Below are 15796 nucleotides of genomic sequence, written 5' to 3' on the forward strand. Positions count from 1 at the left end.
GCCTCGCGGCATGATCGAGACATGCGTCCGACCGCCGACTCCCCCGTCGCCCCCATGCTCGCCAAGGCGCTCCCCGCCGTGCCCGACCAGGACAGCGTCCCAGGCGGGCTCAGCTTCGAGCCGAAGTGGGACGGCTTCCGCGCGCTGGTGTACGCGGACGACGCCGGCGACGGCACCATCGGCCGCATCGAGATCGGCAGCCGCGGCTCCAAAATGCTGACCCGCTACTTCCCCGAGCTGATCGCGGCGTTCCGCGAGCTGCTGCCCGGACCGTGCGTGCTCGACGGCGAGATCGTCGTCCCCACCGGCGAGCCCGGCGCGCAGCGGCTCGACTGGGAGGCGCTCTCGCAGCGCATCCACCCGGCCGCCAGCCGCGTGAAACTGCTGTCGGAGCAGACCCCCGCCACGTTCGTCGCCTTCGACCTGCTCGCCCTCGGCGCCGAGTCGTACCTCGACCGGCCGTTCTCCGAGCGGCGCGCGGCCCTGGAGGAGTTCGCCGGCGACCTCCCCGACCCCATCAGGGTCACCCGGACGACCGTCGACACCGAGCGCGCCCGGCAGTGGCTGGTCGAATTCGAGGGCGCCGGGCTCGACGGCGTGGTCGCGAAGCCGCTGGACGGCGTGTACGCACCGAACAAGCGGACCATGCTCAAGATCAAGCACCACCGCACGGCCGACGTGGTCGTGCTCGGCTACCGCGTGCACAAGAGCGGCCAGGGCGTCGGATCGCTCCTCGTCGGGCTCTACGGGGACGACGGCGTGCTGCGCAACGTCGGCGGCGTCTCCGCGTTCAGCGACAAGGTGCGCCTCCAGCTCGTCGACGACCTGGAGCCGCTGGTCGAGCGCGACGACAGCGGCGCCGCGGTCACCGGCGAGACCGACCGCAGCCGGTTCTCGGCGAGCAAGGACGTCTCGTTCGTGCGCCTCCGCCCGGAGCGGGTCATGGAGGTGCGCTACGACCAGATGGAGGGCTGGCGCTTCCGGCACACCGCGCAGTTCGAGCGCTGGCGCCCGGACCGCGACGCGGCCTCCTGCACCTACGACCAGCTCGACCGTCCCATCGCCTACGACCTCGCCGACGTCATGTCCTGACCCCAGCCGCAAACCCGCGAGTACGTCGATAATCTGCGTACTCGGCGGTTTCGGGCTGACTTTCTGCGTACTCGGCGGGCGGGTGCGGGCGCTACGCCTTCTTGGCGCGGCTGGGCTGGACGCGTGGGGGCTCTCCGGGCATCTTCGGGTAGTCGGGCGGGAACGGGAGTTCGCCGAGGCCGTTGTCGAGGTCGCGCTGCCACCACTCCAGCAGCGTGTCGATCGTGCCGGGGCGCTCGCCGAAGTCCTGCCACGGGTCGCCCGTCGTGCGCAGCCGCTCCGGGACCGTGCGGACCGTGAAGTCGCGCGGGTCGACCTCCGGCAGCTCGTCCCAGGTCACCGGTGTGGACACCGGCGCGTGGGCCAGCGCCCGCGGGCTGTAGGCGCCGGCCATGGTCCGGTCGCGGTTGGCCTGGTTGAAGTCGACGAAGATCCGCTCGCCGCGCTCCTCCTTCCACCACGCCGTCGTCACCTTCTCGGGCATCCGCCGCTCCAGCTCGCGCGCCGCCGCGATCACCGCGTGCCGCACATCCAGGAACTCCCGTTTCGGCTCGATCGGCGCGAACACGTGGAGGCCGCGGTTGCCGGAGGTCTTGATGTACGTCTCCAGCCCGGCCTCGGCGAGCACCGCACGCAGCTCGATCGCGGCCGGGATGGCGTCGCTGAAGTCCGTGCCCGGCTGCGGGTCGAGGTCGATCCGGAGCTGGTCCGGGTTGTCCGAGTCCTCCGCCCGCGACGGCCACGGGTGGAAGACCACCGTGTTCATCTGCGCGGCCCACACCGCAGCGGCCGGCTCGTCGATCACGAGCTGCGGGTGCGTCCGCGCGCTCGGGTAGACGACCATCACCGAGCGGACGAAGTCCGGGGTGCCGCGCGGCGGGTTCTTGGAGAAGAACTGCTCGCCGTCGATCCCGTCCGGGAAGCGCTGCAGCGACAGCGGCCGGTCGCCGTTCGCGCGGACGAACGCCTCGCCGACCTCCACGAGGTAGTTCGCCAGGTCGAGCTTCGTGATCCCGAGCTCCGGGTAGAGCACGCGGCCCGGGCTCGAGATGCGGACCTCCCGCTCCCCGTGCGGACCGGGCACCGTGAGGATGACTGCGTCGCCTGCCATGCGACCACCGTACCGGCCCAACGGGCGACGACCAGGGTGTGAATTCCGTGTGGGATGCTGGCGGCCTGCCTAGCGCCCGGCCCGAAGTGGGCCACAATGAACGGTGACCGCCCCGAACACCACGCGGGCGGCCCGGGTGGCTGCGCGCTCCCCGGGCGACCCAACGACGCGAGGAGGTGCGGGGCCCTGAGGATCATCAGCTACAACCTGCGCAAGCACGCCGCCGGTCACGAGCTCGAGGACATCGCGAAGACGTACGACGCCGACGCGCTGTGCCTGCAGGAGTGCGACAGCGAGGCGCTCGCGCCGCGGCTGCACGACCTCCAGCTCGCCGACACCACCAAGGCCAACCGGCTCGGCCTCGCGATGTACGTGCGCGACGAGCGCTACGAGGTGCTCGACACCCAGGTGTTCGCCGTGCAGAAGTCCCTCCACGACCGGGTGCTCGCGCCCGCCAACGAGCGCCTGCTGGCGGCGCTGCTGCGCGACCGCGACTCCGGCGAGCGCGTGCTGGTGGGCTCGTTCCATGCTGCGCCGCTGACGGCCTCCAACTCGCTGCGCCGCAAGCAGATCGCCGCCGCCCACGAGGGGATGCGGTCACTCGCGCCCGAGACTCCCGCCATCATGGTCGGCGACTTCAACTACCCGTGGTTCATCCGCGGCCTGGAGCGGCACCTGACCACCTCCGGCTACACCCTCAAGCGCACCGACGAGCCGACGTACCTGCGCTACAAGTTCTTCAGCGGCTACTTCGACTTCGTCACCTCGACGGGCTTCGACGTGGAACGCGTGGACGTGCTCCCCGCCGGCGCGTCCGACCACCGGGCGATCCGGCTGGACGCGGAGCTGGCCGCGTAGCGTCCTGATCCGGCGTTCGCGCTCCGCCGCGGCGAGCGTACGGTGATGACCGATGGACGCTCTGGGCTGGCTGGCCGGGACCGATTACACGATCGCGCGGGAGATCCTGCAGCGCGGCGTCGCGGCCCTCTACGTGGTGGCCTTCCTCTCGGCCGTCGCGCAGTTCCCCGCGCTGCTCGGCGAGCACGGCCTCCTACCCGCGCCGCGCTTCCTGCGCTCGACCTACGCCCGCCGGCAGCCGACGCTGTTCCGCTGGCGCTACTCCGACCGCTTGCTGCGCGCCGTCGCGTGGACCGGCGCTGTGCTCGCGGCCCTCGTCGTCGTCGGCGTCCTCCAGCTCACCCCGTCGTACGTGTTCGTGCCCGTGTTCCTGATCATCTGGTTCCTGTACCTCTCGATCGCGAACATCGGCCAGACCTTCTACGGCTTCGGCTGGGAGAGCCTGATCTGCGAGGCGGGCTTCACCGTCGCGTTCCTCGGCTCCTGGGACACCGCTCCCCCGATCACGGTCGTCATCCTGCTGCGCTGGTTGGTGTTCCGGCTGGAGTTCGGCGCCGGGATGATCAAGATGCGCGGCGACCGCTCCTGGCGCGACCTGACCGCCCTGTACTACCACCACGAGACGCAGCCGATGCCGAACCCGCACAGCCGCACCGCGCACCTGCTGCCCAAGTGGTGGCACCGCGTGGAGGTGCTGGGCAATCACTTCGCGCAGCTCGTCGTGCCGTGGCTGCTGTTCCTGCCGCAGCCGGTGGCGAGCATCGCGGCCGCGGTCGTCATCCTCACCCAGCTCTGGCTGGTGGCGACCGGCAACTTCGCCTGGCTGAACTGGATCACGATCGTGCTGGCCTTCGCGGGCGTGAGCGACGGCGCGTGGCGGTGGATCAGCGGCGGCGCGATCCAGGGCGGGATCGGCGCGGCCGGCGTGCCGCTCTGGTATGCGGTCGTCGTCCTCCTGGTGAGCGCGTTCCTGGTGGCGCTGAGCTGGTGGCCGCTGCGGAACCTGTTCCGGCGGCGGCAGCTCATGAACGCGAGCTTCAACCGCTGGCACCTGGTCAACGCCTACGGCGCATTCGGGAGTGTGACGAAGGAGCGCTACGAGGTGGTCGTGGAGGGCACGGCGGACGACCCGCACGACCAGGGCGCCGAGTGGCGCGAATACGGCTTCAAGGGAAAACCGGGCGACGTGCGGAGGCTGCCGCGGCAGTACGCGCCGTACCATCTGCGGCTGGACTGGCTGATGTGGTTCCTCGCGCTGGGCTCCCGGGACTCGCCGTGGTTCGAGGTCTTCCTGCTGCGACTGCTGGAGGCCGACCGGCCGACGCTGCGGCTGCTGCGGGACGACCCGTTCGGCGGCCGGGCGCCGCGGGCGGTGCGGGCGCGGATGTTCCTGTACCGGTTCGCGACGCACGCGGAGAAGCGGGCGACCGGGGACCGGTGGGTGCGCACCGAGGTCGGGACGCTGGTGCCCCCGGTGGCGCTGCGCGACGGCGGGTGAGCGGCGCCCTCAGTACCCTGTGCGCTCCTCCTGCAGCCGGGCCAGGTCGCGCCAGATCAGCAGCTTGAGCCGCCCCGCCTTCTCGTGCTCGTAGTCGGCCTTCAGCGCCTCCACGCCGGAGAACGCGTCCAGCCCCGCCTCGATCGCCCGGCCGACCTCGTCCCAGGCGTCCACCCGGCCGCGCTCGACCAGGGCGAGCAGCTCCTCATCCGAGTCGGCCTTCGCCCGCAGCGCGCTCGCCAGCGCGACCGCCGCGTCCCGCCGCAGCCGCAGGTTCGCCACGTCCACGTCGCGGTAGTCGTGCGGGTGGGTCGCGTCGCCGCGGAGGCCCTGCGCGACCTCCAGGTCCGCCTCGATGCGGCCGGCGGCCTCCCCCTGCTCGGAGGCGAGCTCGCGCAGCAGGCGCGCCGCCTCGCCGGTGTGCCGGGCCGGGTCGAAGTCGTTGCCGTACTGCAGGGTGTCGACCACGATGTGGTTCTTGACCGCCATCCGGGTGGCGTATTCCGCCAGGAGCATACCTTCCTCGACGGTCTGCTCCAGCGTGGGCGCGGCGGTCTCCGGCAGGGCGTCCTCGTCGAAGGGACGCGTGCGCACGGTCTTCTCCGCGCGCTTCCTGAGCCAGTTCGGCCAGCGCATGGCCACAGCCTTTCGGGTCGGTCGGGGACGCCGGGCGTCGGCGCCACCTCCCATTCTGTCCGATCGCGCCGACAGGTCGGCCCGACGGGTCAGCCTCCGGGTCAGCCGCGGCTCGCGAAGAACGCGTTCGCCCGCCGCGTGTAGAGCAGCGACAGCATGACGATCGCCCACAGGATCTCCAGGATCCCGCTGAAGAACTGCAGGCTGAACAGCAGGAGGACGCCGCCCACCGCGTTCAGGATCATGACGACGGTGACCAAGCCTCGGGCGAAGCGGCTGCCGTTCAGGAGGCCGCGGGCGACGACCAGGATGACGACGCCCAGGATGATCGCCAGGATCGCAGAGGTGATGAGCCCGGCCTGCGCCCCGGCGTTCGACGCGCTCGCCATCTGGTCGCGGGTGAACAGGATGACGACGCCGCCGACGATGTTGAGGACGCCGTTGATGTAGGCGAGCACGGCGACGAACGTCACGGTGCCGGGACGGGTGGCGGGCATGGGTCCTCCTGACGGTCGCTGCGAGGATAGCGCCGCGGGTGCCGTGCCGGGCAGGGGCGACGACGTGCACTCGTGGTGCGTCCGTGGTGCGTTCGGCGTGCGGATGTCGGTGGTCGGTGGCAGGCTGGGGGCCATGTCGGGGGTGCGCTACGAGTTCGAGACGGAGCTGTTCCGCTGGGAGGCCCGGCGCGACCTGTGGGTGTTCGCCCGCCTGCCCGACGACATCTCGGAGGAGATCCGCCTGCAGCCGCACCCGCCCGCCGGCTGGGGCTCGGTCAAGGTGACGGTGACGCTCGGCGGTTCGCGCTGGTCGACGTCGGTGTTCCCGGAGAGCGCGGACGGCGCCTACGTGGTGGCCATCAAGGGCGACGTGCGCAGGCGCGAAGGCGTCGGGCTCGGCGATCGCGTGACGCTCGGCGTGGAGACGATGCTGTAGCCGTTCACGCTCGCTGGGCGACGAACTGCCGGTGCTGAGCCGTCTGCCGCAGCGCGGAGAGCAGGGTGAAACCGGCGAGGGCGTCCCAGCCGCCGGTCCAGGTCAGGGTGCGCGCGGCCTCCCACACGGTGCCGCCGGGGTGGGCGGCGACCTCGTCCGCGCGACGCAGGTGGTGGGCGGCGAGGGCGGCGCAGCGCTCGCGCAGGCCGGTGAAGGGGTTCTCGTGGCCAGGGAGGGCCGTCAGGGTGCCGCGATCGAGCTCCGCGACCCGGTCGAGGGATGCGAGGTAGTCGGCGATGGGGTTGGTGGCGGTGGGACCGCCCAGGCCCAAACCCGAGTTGATCGTCGGCAGCACGTGGTCGCCCGTGAAGATCAGGCCGGCCTCCTCGTCGTGCAGGCAGAGGTGCCCGTCGGTGTGGCCGGGCGTCCCGACGACACGGAGGCGGCGGCCGGGGACGTCGAGCAACTCGCCGTCCGTCAGCACGCCCGTGATCGCCGCGTCCACGAGCTGTGCGGCCGGACCGGTCGGCACGGCCGCAGCGGCGAGGAGCTCGGGGTGGCGTTCGGCGGGGACGCCCCACGCCTTCAGGTCCGGCGCCGGGAGTCCGGCGGCGATCAGCCGCAGCGCTGCCCGTTCGCGCTCGTGGACGAGCACCGGCGCGCCCGTCTCGGCTGCGAGGTCCGCGGCGCCTCCCGAGTGGTCGGCGTGCAGATGGGTGAGCACGATCGAGGCGACCGGGGCGCCGTCGAGGGCCGTGCGCAGTGCTTCGCGCGCCTCCGCGGTCGGGGAGCCGGGGTCGATCAGGTGGACGCGGCCGTCCGTGTCTGCGATCAGGTAGGCGTTGCTGAACGGGAGGCCGGTGCCGGGCGGCATGGGGACGCGCACGCGACGGACGCCGGGGGCGACCGACTCGGCCGCGGCGGTGGAGGGCATCCCCACACGCTAGCCGACGCCGCCGCGCACGCGAACGGACCGCGCCCCGGCGAGGGACGCGGTCCGTTCGGGACGCGGGGTGTCAGCCCGCGAGCAGCCCGAGCGTGTCGACCACGCGGTTGGAGAAACCCCACTCGTTGTCGTACCAGGCGACCACCTTCACGTGGCGGCCGTCCACGCGGGTGAGCTCGGAGTCGAAGATCGACGACGCCGGGTTGCCGGTGATGTCGGAGGAGACGAGCGCGTCCTCGGAGTACTCCAGGACGCCGGCGAGCGGACCCTCGGCGGCGGCGCGGTAGGCGGCGAGCACCTGGTCGCGGGTGACGTCGCGGGCGACGACGGTGTTAAGCTCCACGATCGAGCCGACCGGGACGGGCACGCGGATCGAGTCGCCGGAGAGCTTGCCGTCCAGGTTCGGCAGGACCAGGCCGATCGCCTTCGCCGCACCGGTCGTGGTCGGCACGATGTTGACGGCGGCGGCGCGGGCGCGGCGCGGGTCGCGGTGCGGGCCGTCCTGCAGGTTCTGCTCCTGCGTGTAGGCGTGGACCGTGGTCATGAAGCCGTGCTCGATGCCGGCCAGCTCGTCCAGGACCGCGGCGAGCGGCGCGAGCGCGTTCGTCGTGCAGGAGGCGTTGGAGACGATCGTGTGGACCGCCGGGTCGTACGCGTCGGTGTTGACGCCGTAGGCGAGGGTGACGTCGGCGCCGTCCGCGGGTGCGCTGATGAGCACCTTCTTCGCGCCGGCCTCCAGGTGGGCTCGGGCGGCGGTCGCGGAGGTGAACCGGCCGGTGGACTCCAGCACGATGTCGACGCCGAGCTCGCCCCACGGGAGCTGCGCCGGCTCGCGCTCGGCGAGCACGCGGATGCGGCGGCCGTCGACCACGAGCACGTCGCCGTCCACGGAGACGGGCCGGCCGAGGCGACCCGCGGTGGAGTCGAAGGCGAGCAGCTTGGCGAGCGCGGCCGGCTCGGTCAGGTCGTTGACGGCCACGACCTCCAGGTCGCTGTCGCGCTCCAGGAGGGCACGGAGGACGTTGCGGCCGATGCGGCCGAAGCCATTGATGGCGATGCGGGTCATGCGGAGGGGATCCTTTCGTTCAAACACAGCCTCGCCGCCGTTGCGCCGACCCGACAGGGGCGCGAACGTCATGGTTCGAAAGGATCCCGCCAGCGGCCCTGAACGCGTCAGCCGGCGTCGCCGCTGAAGGTGCGCCGGTACTCGCTGGGCGTCGTGCCGAGGATGCGCTGGAAGTGCAGCCGCAGGTTCGCTCCGGTGCCGAGCCCGACGTCCGCCGCGATCTGCTCGACGCTGAGCTCGGAGCGCTCCAGCAGCTCCCGGGCGACGTCGATGCGCGCCCGCATCACCCACTGCATGGGCGTGTAGCCCGTGTCCTCCACGAAGCGCCGCGAGAACGTGCGCGGCGACACCGCGGCCCGGCGTGCGAGCACCTCCAGGGTGAGCGGGTCGCCGAGCCGGTGCAGCGCCCACTCGCGCACCGCCGCGAACCGCTCGCCGAGCGGCTCGGGCACACTGCGCGGGACGTACTGCGCCTGTCCCCCGCTGCGGTACGGCGCGGCGACCAGGCGTCGGGCGGCGTGGTTGGCGGCGGCGATGCCGAGGTCGCCGCGCAGGATGTGCAGGCAGAGGTCGATGCCGCTGGCGGCGCCCGCCGAGGTGAGCACGTCGCCCTCGTCGACGAACAGCACGTTCTCGTCGACCCGGATCAGCGGGTGCCGCTGTGCGAGGGCCCGCGTGTAGTGCCAGTGCGTCGTGGCGCGCTTGCCGTCGAGGAGGCCGGTCGCCGCGAGCGCGAACGCGCCCGTGGAGATCGCGGCCAGCCGGGCGCCGCGCGCGTGCGCCGCGAGTAGCGCCGCCACCACCGCGGCCGGCGGGTCCTCCCGGTCGGGATGCCGGTACCCCGGCAGGAAGACGACGTCCGCCCAGTCGAGCGCCTCGAGGCCGTGCGCCACGTGGTACGAGAGCCCATCCCCACCGGTCACCAGCCCGGGGGCCGCACCGCACACGCGCACCTCGTACGGCATGCTGGCGCGCGTGGTGAACACCTGCGCCGGGATGCCGACGTCCATCGGCTTGGCGCCCTCCAGCACGAGGACGGCGACGCGATGCAGACGGTCCGGCACGGATTCAGGGTAGCGGTGAGGCGCCGCAGAATAATCGCGGGACGATCGCCGCCGGATGATATACGATCCTGAACGGGCCCCCTCCGGGCCCGGATGACGCCCTCCGACGACGACAGGGAGCCGCCGATGCTCGACACCTCCACCATCCATGCGATCGCGGACGAGCTCGCGACCGCCGAGCGCGAGCGCACGACGGTCCCGCTCCTCACCGCCCGGCACCCCGGCATGACGGTCGAGGACTCCTACGCCGTGCAGCGCGTGTGGGTCGAGCGCGGGCTCGCCGCCGGGCGCCGGCTGGTCGGCCGCAAGATCGGGCTGACCTCGAAGGTGATGCAGCAGGCGACGGGGATCACCGAACCGGACTACGGCGCCATCTTCGCGGACATGGTCCACGAGACGGGTTCCGTCATCCCGTTCGACCGGTACTCGAACGTGCGGATCGAGGTCGAGCTGGCCTTCGTGCTCGCCGAGCCGCTGGAGGGCCCGGACATCACGCTGTTCGACGTGCTGGACGCGACGAAGTACGTCGTGCCGGCGTTGGAGATCCTGAGCTCGCGCATCGAGTTGCCGGGCCGCACCATCGTCGACACGATCTCCGACAACGCCGCGATGGGTGGCATGGTCGTCGGCGGCCGCCCCGTCGCGGTGGACGCGGTCGACCTGCGCTGGGTGTCCGCGCTGCTGTACCGCAACGAGACCATCGAGGAGTCCGGCGTCGCCGCCGCCGTGCTCGACCATCCCGCCGCCGGGGTCGCCTGGCTCGCGAACAAGCTCGCCCAGCACGGCACGCGACTGGAGGCCGGGGACATCGTCCTCGCCGGCTCGTTCACCCGCCCGCTCTGGGTGGAGCGCGGCGACACCATCCACGCCGACTACGGGACCCTGGGAGCCGTGACATGCCGATTCGCCTGACTTCCGCCCCGACGTTCGCCGACCGCCTCCGCGCGGCCGACCGCACCCTGTACGGGATGTGGTCGTGCGCGGGCAGCCCGCTCGTCGCGGAGATCTGCGCGGGCAGCGGGCTCGACATCCTCCTGATCGACGGCGAGCACTCCCCCATCGGTTTGGAGTCGGTCCTCGCGCAGCTTCAGGCGGCGGCCGCCTACCCGGTCGTCCCGGTGGTGCGCGCACCGATCGGGGACGCGGTGATCCTCAAGCAACTCCTCGACCTGGGCGCGCAGAACGTGCTCGTGCCAATGGTGTCCAGCGTGCGGGAGGCCGAGGAGATGGTGCGGGCGGTGCGGTATCCGCCGCTCGGCGTGCGCGGCGTGGGCAGCGCACTGGCGCGGTCGTCGCGCTGGAGCCGCATCCCGGACTACCTGGCCCGCGCCCACGAGCTGGTGTCGCTGACCGTGCAGATCGAGACGACGGACGGCTTGCACGCGGCGGCGGACATCGCTGCAGTGGAGGGCGTGGACGCGCTGCTCGTCGGACCGGCGGACCTCGCCGCGTCGATGGGCCTGCTCGGGCAGCAGGACCACCCGGAGGTCGTCGCGGCGGTCGAGGACGTCATCCGTGCCGGGCGGGAGGCCGGGACGCCGGTGGGCGTCAACGCGTTCGACCCGGCGATGGCCGCCCGGTACGCGGAGGCCGGGGCGGCGTACGTCCTGGTCGGCAGCGACGTGACACTGCTGGCGCGGGCCTCCGAGGGGCTGGCGGCGCGGTTCATCGGGGACGCGGCAGACGGACCGGCCCCGGCGTCCTACTGACACACGCCCTTCCGCACGGTCGCCAGATCGTATACAATCTCGAATACGTTCCACCCATCCCCGACGACGAGGAGACCTGAGCTGTGAGCGACATCGGCCGGCCCGGCAAGATCATCGCGGTGCACCTCAACTACCGCTCGCGCGCCGCGCAGCGCGGGCGCACTCCGGCGCAGCCCTCCTACTTCTTCAAGCCGGCCTCCTCTGTCGGCTCCTCCGGCGACGTGCTCGAGCGCCCGGCCGGCACCGAGCTCCTGGCGTTCGAGGGCGAGGTCGCGCTCATCATCGGCCGGCCCGCCCGCCGGGTCTCCCCCGAGGAGGGCTGGGCGGCCGTCTCCGGCATCACCGCCGCGAACGACTTCGGCCTCTACGACCTGCGCGCGGCGGACAAGGGCTCCAACGTCCGGTCGAAGGGCGGCGACGGCTTCACACCGCTCGGCCCCGCGATCATCCCGGCGGAGGCCGTCGACCCCGCCGCCGTGCGGGTGCGCACCTGGCTGAACGGCGAGCTGGTGCAGGAGGGCACGAGCGACGACCTGCTCTTCCCGTTCGGCCGCCTGATCGCCGACCTCTCGCAACTGATGACCCTGGAGCCCGGCGACGTCATCCTCACCGGCACGCCGGCCGGGTCGTCGGTCACCCAGCCGGGCGACACGGTGGAGGTGGAGGTGGACGCCCCGACCGCGCCCGGAGCGCCGACGTCCGGCCGGCTTGTCACGCGGATCACCGAGGGAACCGTCCCGTTCGGCGACTTCGGGTCGAAGCCGAGCGTGGATGATCTGCAGCGGGCGGAGGCCTTCGGCACCCCACCGGCACCAGCCTTCGTATTGACCGACCAGCTCCGCGCCCAGCTCGCCTCCGTCTCCACCGCCACCCTCAGCTCTCAGCTCCGCAAGCGCGGCTTGAACGCGGTCTCCATCGACGGCCTCACCTCCACCCGGCCCGGCGCGCGCCTGGTCGGGACCGCCCGGACGCTCCGCTACCTCCCCGGCCGCGAGGACCTCTTCGCGTCGCACGGCGGCGGCTACAACGCCCAGAAGCGCGCGTTCGACGCGGTCGGCGCCGGCGAGGTGCTCGTGATCGAGGCCCGCGGCGAGCGCGGCAGTGGCACCGTCGGCGACGTCCTCGCGCTGCGCGCCCAGGTCAGGGGCGCGGCCGGCATCGTGACCGACGGAGGTGTCCGGGACCTCGCGGAGGTCGCCGCCCTCGACATCCCCACCTATCACGCCGGGCCGCACCCGGCGGTGCTCGGCCGCAAGCACGTGCCGTGGGACGCGGACGTCGCGATCGCCTGCGGCGGCGCGACGGTGCTGCCCGGCGACGTCATCGTGGGCGACGCGGACGGCCTCCTCGTCATCCCGCCCGGCCTCGTCGCCGAGGTGGTCGCGGACGCGATCGAGCAGGAGCGCGAGGAGGAGTTCATCGCGGAGATGGTGCGCGGCGGCGAGAAGGTCGACGGGCTGTTCCCGATGAACGCCGCGTGGAAGGAGAGGTACCGGACGTGGCTGACGCAGCACTGAGGACGGCGCCGCCCGCGAAGGCCGCGACCCCGAGCAAATCCCAGCTCGCGTACGACTTCATCCGCGCGCGCATCGACGACGGTCGCTACGTGTCCGGGTTCCGGCTCGTCCTCGGCCAGATCGCCGGCGAGCTGAACGTCAGCGTCGTCCCCGTGCGGGAGGCGATCCGGCGGCTGGAGGCCGAGGGGCTCGTCACGTTCGAGAAGAACGTCGGCGCCCAGGTCGCCCTGCTACACGACGCCGAGTACGCGTACACGATGGAGACGCTCGCGCTCGTGGAGGGCGCGGCCACCCGGCTGTCCGCCCCGCTGCTGAACGGCGACCACCTGCACCGCGCCCGGCTGATCAACCGCGAGCTGATCGCGTGCCTGGACGACTTCATCCCGCACCGCTTCACCGAGCTCAACCAGCAGTTCCACTCGGTGCTGTTCGAGGAGTGCCCGAACCCGCACATCCTGGACCTCGTGCACCGCGGCTGGAACCGCCTGACCGTGCTGCGCGACTCCACCTTCAGCTTCGTGCCGGGCCGCGCCCGCGAGTCGGTGGCCGAGCACGAGCAGATCCTCCGGCTGATCGAGACCGGCGCCGACCCCATCGACATCGAGCTCGCCGCCCGCGACCACCGGCTCGCGACCCTGGACGCGCTCCAGCACTATCAGGCCGAGCGCCAGCACTGACCGACACCCCCGGTGCTGACCGAGACCCAGCACCGACCGAACCACCGAGGAGGCCGCGCATGCCGCAGCACCACGTCCCCGCCGATCTCCCGGCGAAGATCCAGCACTTCATCGACGGGAGGTTCGTCGACAGCGTCTCCGGCGCGACGTTCGACGTGCTCGACCCGGTGTCCAACCAGACCTACGTGCAGGCCGCCGCCGGGCAGAAGGAGGACATCGACCTCGCCGTCGCCGCCGCTCGCCGCGCCTTCCGCGAGGGACCGTGGCCGCGGATGAAGCCGCGCGAGCGCGCCCGCGTCCTCAACCGGATCGCCGACGCCGTCTCCGCGCAGGACGCCCGGCTCGCCGAGCTGGAGACCTTCGACACCGGCCTCCCAATCACGCAGGCGCTCGGGCAGGCGCAGCGCGCGGCCGAGAACTTCCGGTTCTTCGCCGACCTGATCGTGGCGCAGGCCGACGACGCCTACAAGGTCCCGGGCAGCCAGCTTAACTACGTCAACCGCAAACCGATCGGCGTCGCCGGGCTCATCACGCCGTGGAACACGCCGTTCATGCTGGAGAGCTGGAAGCTCGCCCCCGCACTCGCGACCGGCAACACCGTCGTGCTCAAGCCGGCCGAGTTCACCCCGCTGTCGGCGTCGCTGTGGGCCGGGATCTTCCGCGAGGCCGGTGTGCCGGACGGCGTCTTCAACCTGGTCAACGGCCTGGGTGAGGAGGCGGGTGACGCGCTGGTGAAGCATCCCGACGTCCCGCTCATCTCCTTCACCGGCGAGAGCAGCACCGGCCAGCTCATCTTCGCGAACGCCGCGCCGTTCCTGAAGGGCCTGTCGATGGAGCTCGGCGGCAAGTCCCCCGCGATCGTCTTCGCCGACGCCGACCTGGACGCCGCGATCGACTCCACCCTGTTCGGCGTGTTCTCGCTGAACGGCGAGCGCTGCACCGCCGGCTCCCGCATCCTGGTAGAGCGTGCGGTCTACGACGAGTTCTGCGAGCGCTACGCCGAGCGGGCGAAGCGCATCGTCGTCGGCGACCCGCACGACCCGAAGACCGAGGTGGGCGCGCTCGTGCACCCCGAGCACTACGACAAGGTGATGAGCTACGTCGAGCTCGGCAAGCAGGAGGGCCGCCTGCTGGCCGGCGGCGGCCGTCCCGACGGGATCGACCAAGGCAACTACATCGCGCCGACCGTGTTCGCCGACGTCGCGCCCGACGCGCGCATCTTCCAGGAGGAGATCTTCGGCCCCGTGGTCGCGATCACGCCGTTCGACTCCGAGGCCGAGGCGCTGGAGCTCGCCAACGGGGTGAAGTACGGTCTCGCCGCCTACCTCTGGACCAACGACCTCACCCGCGCCCACACCTTCGCCCAGAGCGTGGAGGCGGGGATGGTCTGGCTGAACTCGCACAACGTCCGCGACCTCCGCACCCCCTTCGGTGGAGTGAAGGCATCCGGCCTCGGCCACGAGGGCGGCTACCGCTCCATCGACTTCTACACCGACCAGCAGGCCGTCCACATCACCCTGGGCCCGGTCCACACGCCGCGCTTCGGCGCCGAATGACGAAGGAGTCAGCATGAGCACCCCAATCCCCACCCCCGCCGCCACGCCGCCGGACGTCGTGCGCGCCGCGTACATGGAGCTCGTCGTCACCGACCTGCAGGCGAGCCGCGACTTCTACGTCGACGTGCTCGGCCTGCACGTCACTGAGGAGGACGAGGAGGCCGTCTACCTGCGCAGCCTGGAGGAGTTCATCCACCACAACCTCGTGCTGCGGAAGGGCCCGGTCGCGGCCGTCGCCGCCTTCGCCTACCGCGTGCGTACGCCGGAGGACCTGGACCGCGCCGTCGCGTTCTACACCGAGCTCGGCTGCCGCGTCGAGCGGCGGGCCGGCGGCTTCACCAAGGGCGTCGGCGACAGCGTGCGCGTGGAGGACCCGCTCGGCTTCCCGTATGAGTTCTTCTACGACGTGCAGCACGTCGAGCGGCTGACCTGGAGCTACGACGTCCACACCCCGGGCGAGCTGGTCCGCATCGACCACTTCAACCAGGTGACCCCGGACGTGCCGCGCGCCGTGAAGTACATGGAGGACCTCGGCTTCCGGGTGACCGAGGACATTCAGGACGAGGCCGGCACCACCTACGCCGCGTGGATGCGCCGCAAGCCCACCGTGCACGACACCGCGATGACCGGCGGCGACGGCCCGCGCATGCACCACGTCGCCTTCGCCACCCACGAGAAGCACAACATCATCGCGATCTGCGACAAGCTCGGCGCCCTCCGCCGCAGCGACGCCATCGAGCGCGGCCCCGGCCGGCACGGCGTCTCCAACGCGTTCTACCTGTACCTGCGCGACCCCGACGGCCACCGAGTCGAGATCTACACCCAGGACTACTACACCGGCGACCCGGACAACCCCGTCGTCACCTGGGATGTCCACGACAACCAGCGCCGCGACTGGTGGGGCAACCCTGTCGTGCCGTCCTGGTACACGGACGCGTCCCCGGTGCTCGACCTGGACGGCAACGTGCAGCCGCTGACGGCCCGCACCGACGACTCGGAGATGGCGGTCACGATCGGCGCGGACGGGTTCTCGTACACGCGCAAGGACGACACCGAGCACGGGTTCAAGCTGGGGGCGCAGCTGTAGGGCCGCACCCACCCGAATCCGCCAGTCCCCAGCGGCCCGCTCACGT

16 protein-coding genes are annotated in these 15796 nt (G+C 72.0%); 10 read left to right on the forward strand and 6 right to left on the reverse strand.

The window, feature by feature from the left end; translation table 11 throughout:
- The first annotated feature begins 21 nt into the window (after positions 1-21).
- On the forward strand, positions 22-1092 hold the full coding sequence (locus ABIA36_RS01755; protein WP_369960555.1) for an ATP-dependent DNA ligase: 1071 nt from the start codon (positions 22-24) through the stop codon (positions 1090-1092).
- 91 nt (positions 1093-1183) lie between these two features.
- Here the strand turns inward: ABIA36_RS01755 and ligD are convergent, their stop codons facing one another.
- Entirely contained in the window at positions 1184-2203 is a 1020-nt protein-coding gene (gene ligD / locus ABIA36_RS01760) for a non-homologous end-joining DNA ligase (protein WP_369960556.1), read from the reverse strand.
- Positions 2204-2389: 186 nt separating this feature from the next.
- Between ligD and ABIA36_RS01765 the strand changes: the two genes are divergently transcribed.
- Both ABIA36_RS01765 and ABIA36_RS01770 read left to right on the forward strand, forming a co-directional pair.
- Positions 2390-3061 (forward strand): endonuclease/exonuclease/phosphatase family protein, encoded by a 672-nt coding sequence (locus ABIA36_RS01765; RefSeq protein WP_369962054.1) that lies wholly within the window; start codon positions 2390-2392, stop codon positions 3059-3061.
- 52 nt (positions 3062-3113) lie between these two features.
- The gene (locus tag ABIA36_RS01770; protein ID WP_369960557.1) at positions 3114-4559 is read left to right on the forward strand and encodes a lipase maturation factor family protein; all 1446 of its coding nucleotides are present in this window, start codon (positions 3114-3116) and stop codon (positions 4557-4559) included.
- Between the two features lie 9 nt (positions 4560-4568).
- Here ABIA36_RS01770 and ABIA36_RS01775 read toward each other — a convergent pair whose 3' ends face one another.
- Together ABIA36_RS01775 and ABIA36_RS01780 are read right to left on the reverse strand one after the other, a co-directional pair.
- Complete coding sequence (locus ABIA36_RS01775) at positions 4569-5195, reverse strand: hypothetical protein (RefSeq protein ID WP_369960558.1); 627 nt, start codon at positions 5193-5195, stop codon at positions 4569-4571.
- A gap of 101 nt (positions 5196-5296) precedes the next feature.
- Positions 5297-5692, reverse strand: coding sequence for a hypothetical protein (locus ABIA36_RS01780; protein ID WP_369960559.1), 396 nt, complete (start codon positions 5690-5692; stop codon positions 5297-5299).
- A 133-nt stretch (positions 5693-5825) separates the two neighbouring features.
- Between ABIA36_RS01780 and ABIA36_RS01785 the strand changes: the two genes are divergently transcribed.
- Positions 5826-6128, forward strand: a complete 303-nt coding sequence (locus ABIA36_RS01785; protein WP_369960560.1) for a DUF1905 domain-containing protein — start codon at positions 5826-5828, stop codon at positions 6126-6128.
- A gap of 4 nt (positions 6129-6132) precedes the next feature.
- On the opposite strand, the gene ABIA36_RS01790 is transcribed toward ABIA36_RS01785, so the two are convergent.
- The 3 genes from ABIA36_RS01790 to ABIA36_RS01800 all read right to left on the reverse strand — a co-directional run bounded on the left by ABIA36_RS01790 (position 6133) and on the right by ABIA36_RS01800 (position 9204).
- Positions 6133-7062 carry an MBL fold metallo-hydrolase gene (locus ABIA36_RS01790; RefSeq protein ID WP_369960561.1) on the reverse strand — a complete coding sequence of 310 codons (930 nt, stop codon included), beginning with the start codon at positions 7060-7062 and terminating at the stop codon, positions 6133-6135.
- Between the two features lie 82 nt (positions 7063-7144).
- On the reverse strand, positions 7145-8140 hold the full coding sequence (gene gap, locus ABIA36_RS01795) for a type I glyceraldehyde-3-phosphate dehydrogenase (protein ID WP_369960562.1): 996 nt from the start codon (positions 8138-8140) through the stop codon (positions 7145-7147).
- Positions 8141-8247: 107 nt separating this feature from the next.
- Positions 8248-9204, reverse strand: coding sequence for a GlxA family transcriptional regulator (locus tag ABIA36_RS01800; protein WP_369960563.1), 957 nt, complete (start codon positions 9202-9204; stop codon positions 8248-8250).
- Positions 9205-9330: 126 nt separating this feature from the next.
- On the opposite strand from ABIA36_RS01800, the gene hpaH reads away from it, so the two are divergent.
- The 6 genes from hpaH (at position 9331) to hpaD (ending at position 15750) form a co-directional block, all read left to right on the forward strand.
- The gene (gene hpaH / locus ABIA36_RS01805; protein ID WP_369960564.1) at positions 9331-10116 is read left to right on the forward strand and encodes a 2-oxo-hept-4-ene-1,7-dioate hydratase; all 786 of its coding nucleotides are present in this window, start codon (positions 9331-9333) and stop codon (positions 10114-10116) included.
- Entirely contained in the window at positions 10101-10913 is an 813-nt protein-coding gene (locus tag ABIA36_RS01810; RefSeq protein WP_369960565.1) for an HpcH/HpaI aldolase/citrate lyase family protein, read from the forward strand. Before hpaH ends, ABIA36_RS01810 begins: the two co-directional genes overlap by 16 nt.
- A gap of 83 nt (positions 10914-10996) precedes the next feature.
- A complete protein-coding gene (locus ABIA36_RS01815; RefSeq protein WP_369960566.1) occupies positions 10997-12430 on the forward strand; it encodes a fumarylacetoacetate hydrolase family protein in 1434 nt (477 codons plus the stop codon).
- A complete protein-coding gene (locus ABIA36_RS01820) occupies positions 12412-13107 on the forward strand; it encodes a GntR family transcriptional regulator (RefSeq protein WP_369960567.1) in 696 nt (231 codons plus the stop codon). Before ABIA36_RS01815 ends, ABIA36_RS01820 begins: the two co-directional genes overlap by 19 nt.
- Before the next feature lie 59 nt (positions 13108-13166).
- Positions 13167-14663 carry a 5-carboxymethyl-2-hydroxymuconate semialdehyde dehydrogenase gene (gene hpaE, locus ABIA36_RS01825; protein WP_369960568.1) on the forward strand — a complete coding sequence of 499 codons (1497 nt, stop codon included), beginning with the start codon at positions 13167-13169 and terminating at the stop codon, positions 14661-14663.
- Positions 14664-14676: 13 nt separating this feature from the next.
- A complete protein-coding gene (hpaD, locus tag ABIA36_RS01830) occupies positions 14677-15750 on the forward strand; it encodes a 3,4-dihydroxyphenylacetate 2,3-dioxygenase (protein WP_369960569.1) in 1074 nt (357 codons plus the stop codon).
- Positions 15751-15796: the final 46 nt, after the last annotated feature.

The sequence above is a fragment of the Leifsonia sp. EB34 genome, from assembly GCF_041260585.1.
Classification (GTDB): Bacteria; Actinomycetota; Actinomycetes; order Actinomycetales; family Microbacteriaceae; genus Leifsonia.